The sequence below is a fragment of the Mesobacillus thioparans genome, from assembly GCF_965138835.1.
Classification (GTDB): Bacteria; Bacillota; Bacilli; order Bacillales; family Cytobacillaceae; genus Mesobacillus; species Mesobacillus thioparans.
On sequence record NZ_CBCSFH010000011.1, the window covers coordinates 84,122 to 102,680 of the forward strand.

General features: G+C 42.2%; 17 protein-coding genes. 10 read left to right on the top strand and 7 right to left on the bottom strand.

The window, feature by feature from the left end; genetic code table 11:
- Nucleotides 1-13 precede the first annotated feature (13 nt).
- On the top strand, nucleotides 14-1,633 hold the full coding sequence (locus ACNAZ4_RS17215; RefSeq protein ID WP_415816337.1) for an ABC-F family ATP-binding cassette domain-containing protein: 1,620 nt from the start codon (nucleotides 14-16) through the stop codon (nucleotides 1,631-1,633).
- 47 nt (nucleotides 1,634-1,680) lie between these two features.
- Here ACNAZ4_RS17215 and ACNAZ4_RS17220 read toward each other — a convergent pair whose 3' ends face one another.
- Nucleotides 1,681-1,815, bottom strand: coding sequence for a YuzL family protein (locus ACNAZ4_RS17220; RefSeq protein ID WP_415816339.1), 135 nt, complete (start codon nucleotides 1,813-1,815; stop codon nucleotides 1,681-1,683).
- Between the two features lie 95 nt (nucleotides 1,816-1,910).
- On the opposite strand from ACNAZ4_RS17220, the gene ACNAZ4_RS17225 reads away from it, so the two are divergent.
- The 3 genes from ACNAZ4_RS17225 (at nucleotide 1,911) to modB (ending at nucleotide 3,777) form a co-directional block, all read left to right on the top strand.
- A complete protein-coding gene (locus tag ACNAZ4_RS17225) occupies nucleotides 1,911-2,162 on the top strand; it encodes a YkuS family protein (RefSeq protein ID WP_415816341.1) in 252 nt (83 codons plus the stop codon).
- Between the two features lie 178 nt (nucleotides 2,163-2,340).
- Entirely contained in the window at nucleotides 2,341-3,114 is a 774-nt protein-coding gene (gene modA / locus ACNAZ4_RS17230) for a molybdate ABC transporter substrate-binding protein (protein WP_415816343.1), read from the top strand.
- 6 nt (nucleotides 3,115-3,120) lie between these two features.
- Entirely contained in the window at nucleotides 3,121-3,777 is a 657-nt protein-coding gene (gene modB / locus ACNAZ4_RS17235) for a molybdate ABC transporter permease subunit (protein WP_415816345.1), read from the top strand.
- 170 nt (nucleotides 3,778-3,947) lie between these two features.
- On the opposite strand, the gene ACNAZ4_RS17240 is transcribed toward modB, so the two are convergent.
- The 4 genes from ACNAZ4_RS17240 to ACNAZ4_RS17255 form a co-directional block, all read right to left on the bottom strand.
- Nucleotides 3,948-4,601 (bottom strand): DUF4352 domain-containing protein, encoded by a 654-nt coding sequence (locus tag ACNAZ4_RS17240; RefSeq protein WP_415816347.1) that lies wholly within the window; start codon nucleotides 4,599-4,601, stop codon nucleotides 3,948-3,950.
- A 66-nt stretch (nucleotides 4,602-4,667) separates the two neighbouring features.
- Nucleotides 4,668-6,056 carry an alkaline phosphatase gene (locus ACNAZ4_RS17245; protein WP_415816349.1) on the bottom strand — a complete coding sequence of 463 codons (1,389 nt, stop codon included), beginning with the start codon at nucleotides 6,054-6,056 and terminating at the stop codon, nucleotides 4,668-4,670.
- A gap of 164 nt (nucleotides 6,057-6,220) precedes the next feature.
- Nucleotides 6,221-7,384: a D-alanyl-D-alanine carboxypeptidase family protein gene (locus ACNAZ4_RS17250; protein ID WP_415816351.1), complete on the bottom strand. Its 1,164-nt coding sequence runs from the start codon at nucleotides 7,382-7,384 to the stop codon at nucleotides 6,221-6,223.
- A gap of 412 nt (nucleotides 7,385-7,796) precedes the next feature.
- Nucleotides 7,797-8,996, bottom strand: coding sequence for a DHH family phosphoesterase (locus tag ACNAZ4_RS17255; protein WP_415816353.1), 1,200 nt, complete (start codon nucleotides 8,994-8,996; stop codon nucleotides 7,797-7,799).
- A 243-nt stretch (nucleotides 8,997-9,239) separates the two neighbouring features.
- On the opposite strand from ACNAZ4_RS17255, the gene ACNAZ4_RS17260 reads away from it, so the two are divergent.
- The 3 genes from ACNAZ4_RS17260 to pflA all read left to right on the top strand — a co-directional run bounded on the left by ACNAZ4_RS17260 (nucleotide 9,240) and on the right by pflA (nucleotide 12,995).
- Nucleotides 9,240-9,608 (top strand): cupredoxin domain-containing protein, encoded by a 369-nt coding sequence (locus ACNAZ4_RS17260; RefSeq protein ID WP_415816494.1) that lies wholly within the window; start codon nucleotides 9,240-9,242, stop codon nucleotides 9,606-9,608.
- Nucleotides 9,609-9,953: 345 nt separating this feature from the next.
- On the top strand, nucleotides 9,954-12,179 hold the full coding sequence (gene pflB, locus ACNAZ4_RS17265; RefSeq protein ID WP_415816355.1) for a formate C-acetyltransferase: 2,226 nt from the start codon (nucleotides 9,954-9,956) through the stop codon (nucleotides 12,177-12,179).
- Between the two features lie 75 nt (nucleotides 12,180-12,254).
- Nucleotides 12,255-12,995 (top strand): pyruvate formate-lyase-activating protein, encoded by a 741-nt coding sequence (gene pflA, locus ACNAZ4_RS17270; protein WP_415816357.1) that lies wholly within the window; start codon nucleotides 12,255-12,257, stop codon nucleotides 12,993-12,995.
- A gap of 104 nt (nucleotides 12,996-13,099) precedes the next feature.
- Here pflA and ACNAZ4_RS17275 read toward each other — a convergent pair whose 3' ends face one another.
- The gene (locus ACNAZ4_RS17275) at nucleotides 13,100-14,686 is read right to left on the bottom strand and encodes a cation:proton antiporter (RefSeq protein WP_415816359.1); all 1,587 of its coding nucleotides are present in this window, start codon (nucleotides 14,684-14,686) and stop codon (nucleotides 13,100-13,102) included.
- Nucleotides 14,687-14,806: 120 nt separating this feature from the next.
- Entirely contained in the window at nucleotides 14,807-15,124 is a 318-nt protein-coding gene (locus ACNAZ4_RS17280) for a hypothetical protein (protein WP_415816361.1), read from the bottom strand.
- A 177-nt stretch (nucleotides 15,125-15,301) separates the two neighbouring features.
- On the opposite strand from ACNAZ4_RS17280, the gene ACNAZ4_RS17285 reads away from it, so the two are divergent.
- The 3 genes from ACNAZ4_RS17285 to abc-f all read left to right on the top strand — a co-directional run bounded on the left by ACNAZ4_RS17285 (nucleotide 15,302) and on the right by abc-f (nucleotide 18,512).
- Nucleotides 15,302-15,580 (top strand): hypothetical protein, encoded by a 279-nt coding sequence (locus tag ACNAZ4_RS17285; RefSeq protein WP_415816363.1) that lies wholly within the window; start codon nucleotides 15,302-15,304, stop codon nucleotides 15,578-15,580.
- Nucleotides 15,581-15,606: 26 nt separating this feature from the next.
- Nucleotides 15,607-16,377 carry a membrane protein insertase YidC gene (yidC, locus tag ACNAZ4_RS17290; protein WP_415816365.1) on the top strand — a complete coding sequence of 257 codons (771 nt, stop codon included), beginning with the start codon at nucleotides 15,607-15,609 and terminating at the stop codon, nucleotides 16,375-16,377.
- A gap of 416 nt (nucleotides 16,378-16,793) precedes the next feature.
- Complete coding sequence (abc-f, locus tag ACNAZ4_RS17295; RefSeq protein WP_415816367.1) at nucleotides 16,794-18,512, top strand: ribosomal protection-like ABC-F family protein; 1,719 nt, start codon at nucleotides 16,794-16,796, stop codon at nucleotides 18,510-18,512.
- The last annotated feature ends 47 nt before the right edge of the window (nucleotides 18,513-18,559 follow it).

Below are 18,559 nucleotides of genomic sequence, written 5' to 3' on the forward strand. Positions count from 1 at the left end.
GGCTACTAAATACATGATTACAGTTCAAAATGTTGGCCTGAGATATGGTGACCGCAAGCTTTTTGAAGATGTTAATATCAAATTCACACCTGGAAATTGCTATGGTTTGATTGGCGCTAATGGAGCCGGTAAGTCCACTTTCCTTAAAATATTGTCAGGTGAAATCGAACCACAGTCAGGTAATGTTTCAATGACACCTGGCGAGCGAATGGCTGTACTAAAACAAAACCACTTTGAATACGAAGATATTGAAGTATTGAAAGTCGTCATTATGGGACATGCGCGGCTATATGAAGTCATGCAGGAAAAAGATGCGATTTACATGAAAGCAGACTTCACTGATGAAGACGGCATGAAGGCCGCGGAACTCGAGGGTGAATTTGCTGAATTGAATGGTTGGGAAGCAGAATCTGAAGCTGCAATCCTTCTTAAAGGTCTTGGAATCGGCGAAGATCTTCATACGAAGAAAATGGCTGATATTGGCGGCGGAGAAAAGGTAAAGGTCCTTCTTGCCCAGACGTTATTCGGTAAACCGGATGTACTCCTTCTTGATGAACCTACCAACCACCTTGACATCGCAGCGATTCAGTGGCTGGAGGAGTTCCTGATCAACTTTGAGAACACGGTTATCGTCGTTTCCCATGACCGTCACTTCTTGAATAAAGTATGTACAAATATTGCTGACCTTGACTTTGGCAAAATCCAGCTTTATGTTGGGAACTACGATTTCTGGTATGAGTCCAGCCAGCTTGCTTTAAGAATGCAGCAGGACACAAACCGGAAAAAAGAAGAGAAAATCAAGGAACTGCAAGCGTTCATCGCAAGATTCAGTGCTAACGCATCGAAATCAAAGCAAGCTACTTCCCGTAAAAAGCTTCTTGATAAGATTTCTCTGGATGATATCAGGCCTTCTTCCCGTAAATACCCATATGTCGGATTCACACCGGACCGTGAAATCGGCAATGACTTATTGAGGGTAGATGGTATTACCAAAACGGTTGACGGCGTAAAAGTACTTGATAATATCAGCTTCATCATGAATAAAGATGATAAGATTGCCTTAGTCGGAAAAAATGAATTTGCCATTACGACCTTGTTCAAAATCCTGACAGGTGAAATGGAACCAGACAGCGGTACATTTAAATGGGGAGTGACCACTTCTCAGGCATATTTCCCAAAAGACAATTCAGAGTACTTTGAAGGATGCGACCTGACACTGGTGGACTGGCTGCGCCAGTTTTCACCAAAAGATGACAGTGAAAGTTTCTTGCGCGGGTTCCTAGGCCGCATGCTCTTCTCTGGAGAGGAAGTAATGAAGAAAGCCAGTGTTCTATCCGGAGGAGAAAAAGTACGCTGCATGCTTTCCAAAATGATGCTTTCTGGCGCGAATGTGCTTCTCTTGGATGAACCAACGAACCACCTGGACCTAGAATCCATCACTGCTTTGAACAACGGAATGATCAACTTCAAAGGGTCAATGATTTTCTCTTCTCATGACCATCAATTTGTTCAAACCGTGGCAAACCGAATCATGGAAATCACTCCATCAGGATTAGTCGATAAGCAGATGTCTTATGACGAATATCTTGAAAATGAAGAGATTCAGAAGCAAATTGCTGAAATGTATATATAAACTGCAAAACCCCTCGGAGTGCCTCCGGGGGGTTTGTTTTAAGAAAATCAGCTTTTTTTCTGCTTCCTTCTTGAGGAATCAGCAGCCCTGCTTCCTGTTTCACTTGCTGTAGTGCCTTGCCCCTCTGTCTGGCTTGAATTAAGACCAATGGTTGACGGATCTTTCTTTCGCTTGTTAGACATATTTGCACCTCCTTTGCTTGCATTTAATATTGTGAAGCTCTGGGAATAAATTATTCTTGCCGCGGACAAGTTAAATGGGTGAGGAGGTGTAGAGAATGGCCAGAGTAGGTGTAGAACAATCTTTATCCAATATTTCTGATGCATTGCGCCAGAAGGGCTATGACGTCGTTGAACTTCGCCAGGAAGCAGATGCACAGGGCTGCGATTTTTGTGTCATCAGCGGGATTGATTCAAACGTCATGGGTATGCAGGATGTTGTGACCCAGGGATCTGTCATTGAAGCAAACGGTCTTTCTGCGGAAGACATCTTAAGGCAGATTGATCAAAAATCCGGACAAATCCAATAACTGTTACCGAAACTGCCGATAGGCAGTTTTTCTTTTCCCCCAAAAGCTGTTTTGCGCCACTAATCATGATATTTTCACCAACTTGTGATATTTTCTTCATGTAGCTTCCTGGTAAATCCGATATAATCAGTTATAACCATTGCTTATGATTAAAAGTTTTTTAAGGGGTTGTCTTTGTTTGAGAAAATTACATATATTGCTTTTCGCAGCTTTGTTTATCCTTTTGACGGGATGCGGAGCCAACAGCAATCCTAATAGGACAGAACTTACCGTATCTGCTGCCGCAAGCCTGCGTGAGGCGTTGGAGGAAGCAGGGAAAATCTACTCGAACCAGAATCCTGATATAAAAATCGTTTACAACTTTGGCGGTTCCGGATCCCTGCAGCAGCAAATTTCCCAGGGGGCACCGGTAGATTTATTTGTTTCTGCATCACAGGACCAGTTCAATCTATTAATGTCTAAGAAACTTATCGATCAAAGCAATAATGTCAATCTATTAAAAAATGAACTGGTTATCATTACCCAAAAAGATAACGGGAACCTTCCTTCTGTAATATCACTGGCAAATGATAAGATTTCAAGGATCGCGATTGGAACACCGGAAACTGTCCCAGCGGGTATGTATGCAAAGCAAGCATTACTCTCATTAGGTTTATGGGAAGGACTCGAAAAGAAACTCATCCAGACAAAGGATGTACGCCAAGTTCTCTCCTATGTCGAAACCGGAAATGTAGATGCTGGCATTGTCTATAAAACCGACGCTATGGTTTCTGATAAAGTGAAGGTTATAACCCTGCAGAATGAAGGCTTGCACGACCCAATCATTTATCCTGCAGGGGTCATTGCAGGAACCAAACACCAGCAGGAAGCGAGCAGGTTCCTCGATTTCCTGAAAGGAAATGAAGCAATGAATATTTTCGAAAAATATGGCTTTAAAGCAGCTTTGGAATGATTATTTATGAGCAGTGAATTTTGGAACCCAATCAAACTATCTGTGGAGATCGCATCAATGTCAGTGGTGTTTGTCTTTATATTCGGTCTATTGTCCGCGAGGTTCATGGCCAAAAGACATTTCTTTGGCAAAACAGCAGTAGAAACACTTCTGACATTGCCTTTAGTTCTCCCGCCAACGGTAGTTGGGTTTATTTTGATCATCATCTTTGGCATCAACAGTCCAATAGGCAGGACGGTTGAGAATCTTTTTGGCAGCACCATCATGTTTACCTGGTGGGCTGCCGTAATCGCTGCATCAGTAGTGGCCTTCCCTTTGATGTATCAATCAGCGAAAACAGGATTCCTTCAAGTGGATACAGGAGCTGAAGAAGCAGCAAGAGTAGATGGAGCAAATGAATGGAAAGTATTTTGGTATGTAACTCTGCCCCTGTCATCAAGAACGCTTGTTACAGGATTGATCCTCAGCTTCGCAAGGGCTCTCGGCGAATTCGGCGCAACTCTCATGTTTGCCGGTAATCTGCCTGGAAGAACACAGACAGCCCCAACGGCAATCTATATAGCCATTGAATCCGGGAATCTGGACGCTGCCTGGCTTTGGGTTATTGCAATGGTCGGAATCTCATTCCTCATGCTGCTTTCAACGTCGTTCTTAAAGCAGTGAATTTAGGAGCACTCAACAATAATACCTTGCAGTCATCATCTTTTTCAGAACCTAAAAGGGAAGCCATTTGAAAGTGGCTTCCCCTTACTGATTATTCACTAATCAATTTTTTCGTCCGCTTAGCTGTTTATACCAAAATTCCGCACAGAATCTGGTTTGTTAACAGTCTCCTAGTTATCGGTCACCACAAGCTTTACTGGATCAGCCACTTTCTTCTCGCTTTCATCAACGAAATCCCCAGACAAAATTTCCACTTTATCAAGGCTGTCAACCTCTCCTACAATAAAACCAAGATTCCCACGCTTCATCTGTCCGGCAGTAATCTCACCGTTAAGATTCTCCAGGTAAAAATCATCTTCCCATGTCTTGTGGATTGAATCGTTGATATTCACCATCGCTACAGGGCCGAAATGGTAGTTATCCTTTGAATTGTTCTTGATTTCCACGCTTATTTTCACAAAATCAAATTCTTCCTCATGAGTATAGGCGTGGAAGAAATCAATCAGGCTGTAAGCAGGTACAAAGTGCAATAACTTAACATCTTTTACTTTATATTCAATCCCATTTACCTTAAAGGTCTTATTGACGTCGTTCACAGCCTTAAGGGTTAATTCACCTTTGTCGTCAGTTAGAGAATCGCCAGCTTTCTTAAGATCAATGTCCTCCGACACTTGCGGGTTCGGCACATAGACTTCCGTATTTTTCGTTACGGGGTTCCCAGTTGCCTCTTCTGAAGATTTTTGAGCTTCATTTGACTCAGCCTCTGCAAAAGAACAGCCAGTCAGCAATGAAGCAGCCAGTAATAACTGCAGATATTTCTTCACTTTGAAAACCCCTTTTCAAGAAATCCCCCGCTCGGTCCAAGGTTCCTGCGGGAGATTATAAAGTATTTATTTCCTTTTGCCATTTGAGAGAATATCAAAAATATTTTTCGCATTGTCCGTGTTTTCAATATTGCCGTAGAAACGCTCTTTTCCAGGACCGAATGCATACACAGGTACATCTTCCCCGGTATGGCCGCCAGTTGTCCAGCCTGTATTCGAACGCTTGTCAAATATCTTTTCAATTGCATTGTCAATGTCTAAAGCTTTCTTGGTTGCTGAAGCATCTTTAACAGTTTGAATTTCTTCTGTTGTCAACTCAGGGAGACCTACAGATGCAAAGTCGATATATTTCTTCAGTGTTGCCTCTGCATCCGCCCCATTTGCTATTTCAGCAGCCATGAAATCAGGTGTGCGTTTAGCAGCTTTGATCGGAGCACCGAACCAGTTATAGATTCCGTTGGCACCGATAGAATACCCGCCGGTTGAATGGTCAGCAGTCGCCACGACTAATGTGTGCTTGTCCTTCTTCGCAAATTCGATAGCCGTTTTATATGCTTTTTCGAAATCTTCCATTTCACTCATCGCCGCTACAATATCATTATCATGTCCAGCCCAGTCAACCTGGCTGCCCTCTACCATCAGGAAGAAGCCATCTTTATCCTTATTCAAGCGGTTGATTGCCGAATTCGTCATTTCTTCCAGAGAAGGAGTTTCTTCATTGCGGTCGATCATTTTGTCCATTCCGCCTTTTGCAAAAAGGCCAAGAATTTTATCATTCTTATCATTCAGCATATCTTCTTTATTATTTACAAAGGTATAGCCATCTTTCTTGAATTCTTCTGTCAGATTTCTGTCATTACGGACAAAGTTGCTTAACCCGCCGCCAAGCATGACATCGATTTTATGATCACCATTAACCAATTCATCATAATAATCATCTGCGATTGCATTCATATTCTTCCGGCTTTCATCATGCGCACCAAAAGATGCCGGGGTTGCGTGGGTAACTTCAGAAGTTGCTACAAGTCCTGTTGCTTTTCCTTTTTCCTTAGCGGCTTCCAGGACTGTTTTTACTTCAGTTCCATCATTATCGACAGCAATCGCATTATTATAAGTTTTGACCCCTGCAGACATTGCGGTTGCTGCTGAAGCTGAATCCGTTACATTTTGTTCGGGATCCTCAGGGTAAGTCATTTGATTTCCTACCAGGTATTTATCAAATTCTGTTCTCTCTGCTTCAGGGGTATCAGGATTATCCTTTAAGTAACGGTATGCTGATGTATAAGAGACTCCCATGCCATCACCAATCAGGAAGATTACATTCTTAATTTCTGCATTGTTTTCTTTTCCTTCATTTTTTGCCTCTGCATTGAATGTTCCTACTAAACTGCCAAACGCCACAGTTGAAAGGACAGCGAGCGGAAGAATCTTCTTTTTAAAGTTAGCTTTAATCATTGCAAGACCTCCAGGTAAGTTATTTTCTACGGTTCCTACTATACTGCCTGTCTATTAATCTCTTATTAACACACTGTAAAGTTGTTTTAAATCCTTGTAAAATCGATTTACAATCCGAAATTTTCCTGAAATGGTGTTTTTCTCCACGAAAAAAAGCAGGCTTATTACCTGCTTCGAAATCTCCTGTTTTTCTTTTGCTTTCTGTTCATGAGCCATAGTATGGCGGCTGCAATCAAAACGCCTCCGAAAATGGCATTGGCAGAAACCAATCCACTTTGCTTGGGCTCCTGAGTGGTTTTTTTCACTTCTGGTTTCTTTTCAATCAATGGCACCAATTCAATCGATTGAACGGTACTGTCATTTTCACTCTTTATATTCAATATTCCGTCATCGTTGACTACTCTCTTGCCATTTTCAACTGGCTCAGTCACGAACAGGTCCTCACTCGCTTTATACTTCAGCTCTCCGCTTGTGAAAGTTTCACCTTTTCTGATTTGTGCCGACTTAAAACCGGCAAAGCCATAATCAAATAATTTGATCGTATCCTTATATATCTGCCTTTTAAATTCCGATTTCAATAAAATAGCAGTCAGTTTCAATTGGCCGTTTTCTGCCGTCGTCGCCAGCGTTTGTTTGGATTGGTCGACAAAACCCGTCTTCCCGCCAGTCACACCTTCATAAGGAATTTCACCCTTTAACATCCTGTGGTGGGAAAGAAGCTTTGTACTCCATGACTCACCTTCCCACTTTAGTTCCTTAGTACCGAAGATTTCTCTGAAGTTTTCGTTTTTCATCGCGTAGTTCAGAATTAGAGCGAGATCCTTTGCCGTGGTATAATGATTCTCGTCAAATAAGCCGTGGGGATTGACAAAATGAGTGTCCTTTACTCCGACTTCATTTTCCAGGTATTCATTTATGCTTTTGGAGTAGTTCTCCATGGTCCCATCGAGATGAATGGCAATCGCCAGTGCTGCATCGTTTCCCGAATTGATCAGCATCCCCTGGATCAGCTTCTTTAAGGTCACTTGTTCACCAGGATTCAGATACACTCTGGTTCCTTCGATTTCATTGACTTTTTCACTAACGACTACCTGATCATTCAAATTTGCAGTTTCGATCGCATAAATAGCTGTGGCAATCTTTGTAAGACTTGCAGGATACATCCTCTTCTCTTCATTCTTTCCAAACAAGATGGCACCTGACTGTGTATCCATCAGAATTGCGGCGTCAGAAGTTAAATCAGGAACACCTTCTTCCGCATGGACAAAACTCGAAAAAGAATACATGCTAATCAGAAGCACAATGGAAAGCGCCAAAAAATTTCTCATCCATAACACATCCAGATATAAATTCTTCAATCATTTTACCAGAAACCAGCTTGTAATGGGGCAGTGTTATTATTTTTTAACCCAAATGGAATAGAAGGAAACATTGGGAAAGTAAAAAAAATGAATTTAGAAACCTGAGTTGATTGGAGTGGAAGGCGCGTAGACTCCTGCGGGCGCAGCTGGTCAGGTGAGACCCCGCAAGAACGAAGCGATGAGGAGACTCAGCGACAGCCTCGCGGAAAGCGAAGCGCCTGGAACGGAAATCAACGGACTAATTTTAGAAGCTAACTTAAAAAAGAGGGTGTCCAAAAGTTGATACCTTTTAGGACACCCTCTTGCTGTTTTACTATGAATCAGCTTTTTATAACAGTAAAAATTAGAAGCAGGTTATCTTGGTAGCCGGATTAAAATTTCAGGAAAACAGACTTTGATTATAGACTATATTTTCAAGGTATCCAATATATACTTCATCCCTGGCAAGTGCTGCCCCATAATTCCTTTTCAAGAAACGTTCAGCTTCTGGGAAATCATTATACGGCCCCAGTTTTTCCTTCTGCTCTAGCTTTATAAAATAGCGGGTTCCATCCTTAAAGATGAAAAACAGGTCCCTATCCCTATTCTCATAGAGACAGCCATTTCTAGAATCCTTTATGTTATAGGTATTTTTGAATGCGTCCTGTTTGATCGGTTCAAGAGGAAACACCTGGTCAATATAACGTTTATAAGCCTCCCCATTCAATGTACATCCAGAAGCCTTCGCGTGTCCCCCGCCTCCAAATTTCCCAGCCAAAGCAGATACGTCCACATGATCATGAATCGTCCTGAAACTGATTTTCCTGCCTCCAACATTAAGGATCGCAATATAATCCAGCTGTGGAAACTCCTTCCCCAGTTCATTCCCCAGCTCAGAATGATAGGATTCGGCGTGGACGACGCCTCCAAACAATCCATCATGTTCCATTTGGATGATTTCCCTTTTCTTCCTCCTAATATAACGTTGGATTTTATCTTCTTCCATTTCCAGTAACTTCTGTTCAAATTCATCGAATTCAAACTCATCACCTGTTTGCAGCCTGGATATCATACGTTCTTCAAAATCTTCTATCGAAACCATGAAAAATAAATCATTAAGATTCTTCGCTTTGAAATTCTGATGAATATCCCACTCCCAAGTATCATACTGGCGCACCAGCTCAACAAACTCATCAAGTGCTCCTCTTTGAGCCAAGTGCTCGTTGCTTATCAGATACTCATACACTAACGAAGCAGCACTTGTAAGGGATCCCGATTCATCTTCCACTTTTACAAATCCCCAGCTATAGTCGTTAAAATGCAGTGCCGTTTTATGATGGTCAATCAGATTGGCCTTCCCTCCTTCTGACACGAAACGATTGATCCTTTCGGTAATTTCTTGGTTTACGGAAAGATCGGTTATGTATAGATGGTCTTCCTTTTTCATGCGCTCATTCATTCTCTCAAAGTATTTTTCCATCTGAAAATTCAATTCAGACACAGAATTATAGCGGATATCCGCTTTTTCCCCGAATGCAAGCCGGAATAAAATCCCGCATGCCACTCCATCCAAATCATTATGTGTAAATAAACGGTACATCATTTCCACCTTCACTTTCCCAAACTGTTTTCTCATAATAGCCTAGTTAATAGTCTGTTGTTGGGCAGATAATCTATTCAAAAGAAAATCCAAAAAAAAATTAGACAAGTTCAACATAGGGACGAGCATAGATATTTAAAGAGATCATAAGGAGGTGAAAACATGCATTTCTTTGTACTTAAAAGAAGGGCTTTATATTTAATTGGCCTCATTGTCTTCCTTGCCATCGTTGGCTCGATTTGGATGAACCTTAAGCCTGATGCCACTCCAGCGATTGGCGGACAGAATGAACAAATCAGGGAAATACACCTGGTGACAGGAGAATTCAAATCGAAAACCGATGACGGCAAAGAAATTGAAGCATACCGCTGGGACCCAGGTACCATTTTCGTGGAAAAAGGAGAAAAGGTCAGCCTGAAAATCCTTGGTGTGAACGGCAAAGAGCATCCTTTCATCATTGAAGGAACAGAAATCAAGGGAGTTGTCAAAAAAGGCGAGGAAACCGTTGTGCCTTTGCAATTTGACAAGGAAGGAACATACAGGATGATCTGTCTTACCCATCCTTCAGCAGAACACAATGGGCCGATGATAGCTTATATCGTGGTGGATTGAACTATATCCGAGAGCAGGGAGCCGATCCCTGTTCTTTCTTTTAATTGGAAGTTGCTTTCCCATTGAAAATAACAATTGACACAAAACATACAAATCACTACGAACACAGTGGAAACATTTCCTGTTAGCATTAAGTACATAAAGATTTTTATATAACAGACTTCTCAAAACAAAATATAATTATAGTACAGTTTTTTAAATACCCAAGAATAGAACCAAATAAACTCAATATTCATTTGCCTTGTTCATAATTTCACAAATATGTCACACTCATTCTGTTATATCCGTAGTATGATAATAGTGTGATAACTGTTATACAAACATCCACTTTAGAGGTGAACCAAAATGGAACAATGGAAAGGCTTTAAAAACGGCGCTTGGCAAGAAGAAATCAATGTACGCGATTTTATCCTGAATAATTTCTCTGAATATACCGGGGACTCAAGCTTCCTGGAGGCTGCCACAGAAGAAACACTCCAATTATGGCAGCAAGTAATGGAATTGACAAAGCAGGAGCGCGAAAACGGCGGGATTCTTGATATGGATACTAAAGTGGTATCCACCATCACTTCACATGGCCCTGGCTATCTTGACAAATCTAAAGAAAAGGTTGTAGGTTTCCAGACTGATCAGCCATTCAAACGCTCAATGCAGCCTTTTGGCGGAATTAGAATGGCTAAGGCCGCGTGCGAGGCATATGGTTATGAATTGGATAAAGAAGTAGAAAAGATTTTCACAGACTTCCGTAAAACACATAACCAGGGTGTTTTCGATGTCTATACAAAAGAAATGATCCAGGCCCGTAAAGCCGGCATCATTACTGGCTTGCCAGATGCTTATGGCCGCGGCCGGATCATCGGTGACTACCGTCGTGTAGCTCTTTATGGTGTCGACTTCCTGATGGAGCAAAAGAAGAAGGACCATGGAACGACAAGCAGCGTTATGACTGAGGACACTATGCGACTGAGAGAAGAAATCTCGGAGCAATATCGTTCATTGAATGAATTGAAGCAGCTTGCTCAGAGCTATGGCTATGATATTTCCAAACCAGCAACAAATGCTGCAGAAGCTTTCCAATGGGTCTACTTTGCATATCTTGCAGCAATAAAAGAACAGAATGGTGCAGCAATGAGCCTTGGACGCGTCGCGACCTTCCTGGATATCTATATTGAACGCGACCTTCAAGATGGAACCCTGACTGAACAAGAGGCACAGGAGCTTGTCGACCATTTCGTCATGAAACTCCGTCTTGTGAAATTCGCACGCACACCTGATTACAACGAGTTATTCAGCGGGGACCCTACCTGGGTGACAGAATCAATCGGGGGAATGGCTCATAGCGGGCAGTCACTTGTAACGAAAAACTCTTTCCGATTCCTTCACACTCTTGATAATCTTGGTCCTGCACCGGAGCCTAACCTGACCGTGTTATGGTCCCCTGCCCTGCCAGAGAACTTCAAGAGATACTGTGCTGAAATGTCCATTAAAACAAGTTCAATCCAGTATGAAAACGACGATTTAATGCGCTGTGAATATGGCGATGACTACGGAATCGCCTGCTGCGTGTCAGCGATGGAAATCGGCAAGCAGATGCAATTCTTCGGAGCACGTGCAAACCTGGCAAAAGCATTGCTATATGCTATCAATGGCGGTGTTGACGAAAAGCTGAAGGTCCAAGTGGCTCCAGCATTAAGCCCGATTACTTCCGATGTACTTGACTACAAAGAAGTAATGGCTAAATTCGATAATGTAATGGAATGGCTTGCCGGCCTTTACATCAACACTCTCAATGTCATTCACTATATGCATGATAAATACAGCTACGAACGGATTGAAATGGCGCTGCATGACACTGAAGTCCTTCGCACGATGGCAACTGGAATCGCAGGCTTAAGCGTAGTAGCGGATTCATTGAGCGCAATCAAGCATGCAAAGGTAAAAGTAATCCGTGACGAAAACGGCATTGCAGTTGATTTTGAAACTGAAGGCGACTTCCCTAAGTATGGAAACAATGATGATCGTGTTGACAGCATCGCAGTTGAACTCGTGAAAAACTTCATGACAAAACTGCGCAAGCATCCGACATATCGCAACTCTGTCCATACCATGTCGATCCTGACCATTACTTCAAACGTTGTTTATGGCAAGAAGACTGGCAACACACCAGATGGACGCCGCGCAGGCGAACCGTTCGCACCAGGTGCCAATCCAATGCACGGACGCGATACAAAGGGAACACTCGCTTCCCTTTCATCAGTAGCAAAACTGCCTTATAGCTACGCGCTGGATGGTATCTCTAACACTTTCTCCATTGTTCCTAAAGCACTTGGAAAAGATGAAGACAGCAGAACAAACAACCTTGTATCCATCCTTGACGGATATGCGATCAAGGATGGACATCACCTGAACGTCAACGTATTCAACAGGGAAACTCTATTAAATGCAATGGAGCACCCAGAAGAATACCCTCAGTTGACAATCCGTGTTTCTGGATACGCAGTGAACTTCATCAAGCTGACACGCGAACAGCAGATGGATGTCATTAACCGTACCTTCCATGAAACAATGTAAATAAGTTTGTGTACAGAACCAGGAGTTCCCTCCCCTGTGGCGGAAACTCCTGTTTTAAAGAAAGGGGAAATCATCATGAACGGAAACATTCATTCTATCGAAACCTTTGGAACTGTAGACGGGCCCGGAATCCGCTATGTTATCTTCACGCAGGGGTGCCTGCTGCGCTGCCAGTTTTGCCATAACGCAGATACGTGGGAAATTGGCACTGGCAAACAAATGTCTGTTTCCGAAATCATTGATGATTTGAAGTCTTATCTGCCTTTCATTGATGCTTCTGGTGGCGGAATCACAGTGAGCGGCGGTGAACCGCTCTTACAGATTTCTTTCATTACGGAACTCTTCAAAGAGTGCAAAAAGCTAGGAGTGCACACTACCATCGATTCTTCTGGAGGCTGTTACTCAACCGCTCCCCTTTTTCAGGAGCAGCTTGCCGAACTTTTGCATTACACTGACCTGATCCTATTAGATTTAAAACATATCAATAGAAAAAAACACATCAAACTGACAGGTATGGCAAATGATCATATCTTGGATTTCGCCCGCTTTTTATCGGATCATCAAGTACCGATCTGGATCCGCCATGTCCTTGTTCCAGGTATCACTAATGAGATTAAGGACCTCTCCGAATTAGGGGAGTTTATCGGCACGCTGGAAAATGTGCAAAAACTTGAAGTATTGCCTTATCATAAGCTTGGCGTTTATAAATGGGAAGCCTTAGGCCTCGAGTATCCACTTAAAGATGTCGAACCTCCATCAGAAGACGAAGTGGAGAATGCCTATAGACTATTAACAGCCAAGACAAACTTAAAATGATAGCAGGACTCTTTCCTGCTTGTTTTTTAATTTAATCATTCTCTGAATCATGGATACATTGACATATTGGATACAGATTCTACAAGAAAAGGCCGACATGACAGTCAGCCTTCTTCTTTTTCATGGGACAATTCCACTAAAGCCTCGGTCAACTCTTTCCGCTCTTTTTCTGCTGTCTCCGAGGAAATGATTTCTTCCTTTGACAGCTTATCAACAGCTTCATGTTCCGCATAGAAAATAACTTTTCTCAATGTTTCAGTTTGCTTTTCCTTCAGTTCCGGTTTCCTACGATACAATTCTTCCATTTCAGCAATGGCTATTTCCAGCTTCTGTTGATATTTCTGGACATACTCGTCCGTAATCGTCTTAGTCAGGTAATATCTCCCTTTTGCTTCCCTCATTTCTTTTATAGCTGTCTCATATCTATGAATTTTTGAAAGCAGCTGTTCATATTCAAAATATACTTCCTCTTTTTTGTTGATTCCCAGGAAAGATATGAGAGGCTTAATCGTCAAACCTTGAACGACAAGGGAAAAGAGCACCACGCTGAATGCCAGGATCAATAGTTCCTCCCTCCCCTGGAAGTCCCTTGGCAGACTCAAGACTAGTGCGATGGACAGTGAACCCTTCAGTCCTCCCCAATTCAAAATATGTTTCCACTTCAGACTGAAATCTCTTATGACAGACATGCTGGCATATACGGCTGCACTGCGGGCTATAAGAACAATGATAATCGCAAGGAAAATCAGTCCCCATTTATCCTGCATGTCGATCCTGGTTATTTCCAGCCCTATCATCAGAAAGACAATTGAATTCGCCAAGAGGGCAGCAACATCCCAAAAATTGTTGATGTTCAGTTTAGTAGTCGGGCTCATCCCAATCTTGGAACCGAAATTCCCAAAAATCAACGCTGCGATTACCACTGCAATAACACCAGAAGCATGCATGCTTTCTGCTATCAAAAAAGATCCGTAAAATAAGAGGATACTGAATATAATCTCCAAAGGATAATCATCAAAATACTTCGTCAATAGAGAGAATCCATAGCCCAGTGCACCTCCGACAATCAATCCTAAGGATACTACCCTGATAAAATCCCATAGGCCCATGCCAAGACCAGACCATCCGGCATCCAGGTATGTAATCAATGAAAAGGCTGAAATCTTGAAAAGGACTACAGCCAGCCCGTCATTGAACAGGCTTTCTCCTTCAATTACGACTGCCAGCCGCTTTTTCACACCCACGCTTTTGAAAATCGATAGGACGCTTACCGGGTCGGTTGCACTCATCAGCGCTCCAAACACAAATGCAGCAGGCAGAGAAAGTCCAAGGAAATAGTGAGCAGTGAAACCTATAAAGAGAAAAGACAGTAATGTACCGCCAAATGCCAATGCCAGGATCGGCTTTTTATTTTCCTTCAAGTGGGAAAATGGCAGCTTCAGTGCCGCTTCCCCCAGCAGTGCCGGGAGAAATAGAGTAATAATGACGAAGTTGAAAATTTCACCTTCTGTAATGAACATCTTCAACGGTTCAAGCAAAGGGATATTCAACAAGCCAATCAAAGCCCCGACGATGACAAGCGCAATAGGATAAGGTTGTTTAACCTTCTTTGCTATTGCCGTAATCCCCGCTGCAAGTAAAATCAAAAAGAATCCGGTCCGGAAAATTTCATGCAGATTCACTTCTTCCAATACGCTCACTCCAATTCTTTGTTACTATTCTTAATTTCCCCTATTCGACTCCTTATAAAAACTTTTTTGTTTAATTCACTAGGAAAAAGAAAAGCCATGGATATACCACGGCTTTTTAGCTTATGCTATATTCATGTTTTCTTTATAACCGGGCTCGCAGTAAAGGCAGACGGCTACGTCGTAATCCTCGGTATTGACGTCTTCAGGATTATATTCAATTCCGCATAAGTTGCACTCTACCATATCTGCCTCCAACTCTTCAGCTGCTTCCGGGATGGCGTCATTCACCTTCAGTTCACCAACCCATATACCACTGATCGCGGACATTTCATTTTCAATATATTCATTTGCTGCTTCTTCTGTTTCCCACACGCCATGGTCCCACAGCATTTCGTCAGCGTCACCTGTGTTTACCATTAATCCATATACTTTTGTCATTTTGGCTGCCCCTTTCGAATTGGCAAGTTTGTTCTTTATAATTAGCCACTCCTTTAACCCTTGAAACCTCCAGTATATGGAAAACGGAACTTTTTCCAATTAAAAACGTATATATACAGATTGTTAAAAGCGTTAATTTAAAATATACTTGATTAATGAAAGAAAAGAGGTGATGGCATGCTAATGGAAATTTACGCTCAATCGATAGAAACGACAGCAATGTATAGTGTTTATTTAACTTTGCTAATCAGCATGTCGATGTCCGTCTTATGGGCCATGCGTGACACCTCTTATATCGAATCATGTTTTCTGCAGATCAGACTTAAGCCATCCGTTTCTGAAAAAGCTTTTAAAAATAAAGCTGACCTTGGAACAAGATTTCAGCTCCTGCTTCTTAAACGGATAAAAATAAAGATTGATCCAGGTGATGAAGACAGCATTTTTCTCCTAAAGTGAAAAACTAGAACATTAGGAGGAGAATAATGAAAAATCGATTCACCATCTTTATGGTACTTCTGATACCAACACTATTAACAGGATGCCAGGCTATGACTAGCGAAGGTTCCTTTTTCCAGACAACATTCATCAATCCATTTACCTGGCTGATTCATTTCTTTGCAAGCATAACAGGTGGAAGCTATGGGATTGCGATCATCCTGATCACTATGCTCATAAGACTGACCCTTATGCCGCTTATGCTCAAACAGTATAAGAATCAGCAGAATATGAAGGACAAGATGCAAATACTCAAGCCCGAAATGGATGAAATCCAGAAAAAAATTAAACAAACTAAGGATCCAGCTGAACAGCGGAAACTGCAACAGGAAATGATGGGCCTATACCAAAAACACGGAGTGAACCCGCTATCTGTCGGCTGTCTGCCAATGCTTATCCAGATGCCGATTTTGATGGGATTATACTACGCTATCCGCGGATCTTCCGAAATAGCCAGCCACACTTTCCTTTGGTTCAATCTCGGGCATTCGGATATATGGATCACTGCAGCAGCCGGAATCATCTATTACCTGCAGTTTAAGGTATCAATGTCAAATGTTACCGAAGATCAGCAAAAGCAAATGAAACTAATGGGACTCATGTCACCAGTTATGATCGTGATGTTCTCATTAAACGCGCCATCCGCCCTTCCCCTTTACTGGACGATAGGCGGAACCTTCCTGATCCTGCAAACACTCCTTGGAAGAAAGATCTACGAAAAAAAAGAAAATACCATAAAAGTTGAACATCAGCTTTAAACTTTGAACGGCCCGGGATTGACTTTCCCGGGCTTTTCTTATGAAATTGTATCCTCACCTGAGAAGTGGAATATTATGGTTGACACCTGTGGATTTATGGAGTTATACTTTTACTTAATGAAATCCGAAGGGAATGGTAAAGAGCCGATGAAATACTAATCTTATTTTCTGCCCGATTTTTCTAATACGAAAAAACGCGTGCCTGGAGATAGCATTAGTCTGCCCATTTGCCATTCCCAATCGATTTATACGTCCATTCAAAGCATGTAGCCTCCCCGGGCTGCCATGCCTATTCATGACGTTTTAAATCTGGTTAGAATGCCAAGCAGAACCTTCCAGGACACTGGGAGGTTTTTTTAATGGATAAAATACTCACCTTCAATCAATAGTCACATAACGAAAGGTGGAATATTCCTATGGCAATCATGAAAATAAGAGGAATTCAGAAAAGCTTCAATGAAAAACAAGTAATCCAGAAAGCGGAATTTGATATAAAGCAAGACAGCCGGATCGGCCTGGTAGGCAGTAATGGTTCCGGCAAAACAACGCTGGCCAATATTATCAACGGTGAAATCCCCGCTGATAATGGGACGATTGAAATGTTTAACGGAACGGTGAAGATCGGTTATTTAAAACAATCTACAGAGCAATCAGTCCATGAATATGAAGATGCATATACCCTGGCAGAAAATGGCCTTTTCCATCACTCAAGCCAATTAGGACTCACAAAGGAAGCCGATTTGTTCAACGAAGATTGGAACAATCTAAGCGGCGGTGAAAAACTGAAGCTTTCGCTTGCACGTGTCTGGGCCAGCAGGCCGGAACTGCTCATACTCGATGAGCCGACAAATCACCTTGACCTCCAGGGCGTTGAATGGCTGATAGAGGAATTAAAAGCTTTTAAAGGGGCGATTGTGATCATTTCACACGACCGATATTTCCTGGATAAAATCGTTACAGAGATCATAGAAATTGAAGATGGCATCACCAGATCATTCACTGGCAATTATTCAGCGTACCGACTGGAAAAAGAAAGATTGTATCAGGTTCAGCTGCATCAATACGAACTGCAGCAAAAGCATAAACAGCAGATCCATCAGCAAATGGCCAATCTTAAGAACTGGTCTGATAAAGCACACCGGGATTCCACGAAACAAGGCTCAGCATCAGAAAGAAGGCAGATTGGCTATAAGGAATACCATCGGGTGAAAGCGAAGAAGATGGACAACCAGATCAAATCCAAGATGAAACGTTTGAACCAGGAGCTTGAAAAGAATGAAATAAAACAGCCAAAAGAGGAATCCAGGGTAAGATTTGAATTCCAGGAAACGCGCAAACGCGGTAAACGGATTATCGAAGCAGCTTCCCTTTCAAAGTGCTTTGGCCAACGCTGTTTATTTGATGAAAGTCATTTTTATATGAATCATGGAGAAAAAATGGGACTGATCGGGCAAAATGGGAGCGGTAAAACAACCATGATGAAAATATTGCTTGGTCAAGAAAAAGCTTCATCAGGTGACGTTTGGCTTAGTGAATCCCTTAAGATTGGCTATCTAAGCCAGGACGTCACTGACCTTCCTGCTGAAAAAACCGCAATAGAATACACAGGCCTGACAGACAGAGAAGCGATTGGCAGAGCGAGAACGATTTTTGCCAATATTGGTCTTAACGAAGAAAAGCTTACTGTCCCTATCGGACAATTGAGCCTTGGAGAGAGAACAAGAGTGAAGCTTGTCATGATGCTCCTTGAGGAACTCGATTTGCTGATCCTCGATGAACCGACCAATCATCTCGACCTTGCGAGCAGGGAGAGCCTTGAAAAAACATTACTGGATTTTGTAGGCTCGATCCTGGTTGTTTCACATGATGTTTATTTCCTTGAGAAGATCAGTGAAAAACTGTTAGTGATTGAAAATGGAAAAATAACCAGAAAGGAATTCGGCATGCGGGAGTATAATGAGGCAAACACCCGCAAGAATCGCGATAAGGAAAAAGCAGAACAAATGATGGTACTCCAGAATGAAATCAATGCCATTATCGGCAGGCTCTCCTACATGACAAAGGATGAGCCCGGTTACAATGAGCTCGACCAGAAGCTTGCAGAGCTATACAGGAAAAAAAGAGAACTTGCCTAACACAATAAAAAGACAAAAAAGCACTTGGCTGCTTTTTTGTCTTTTTG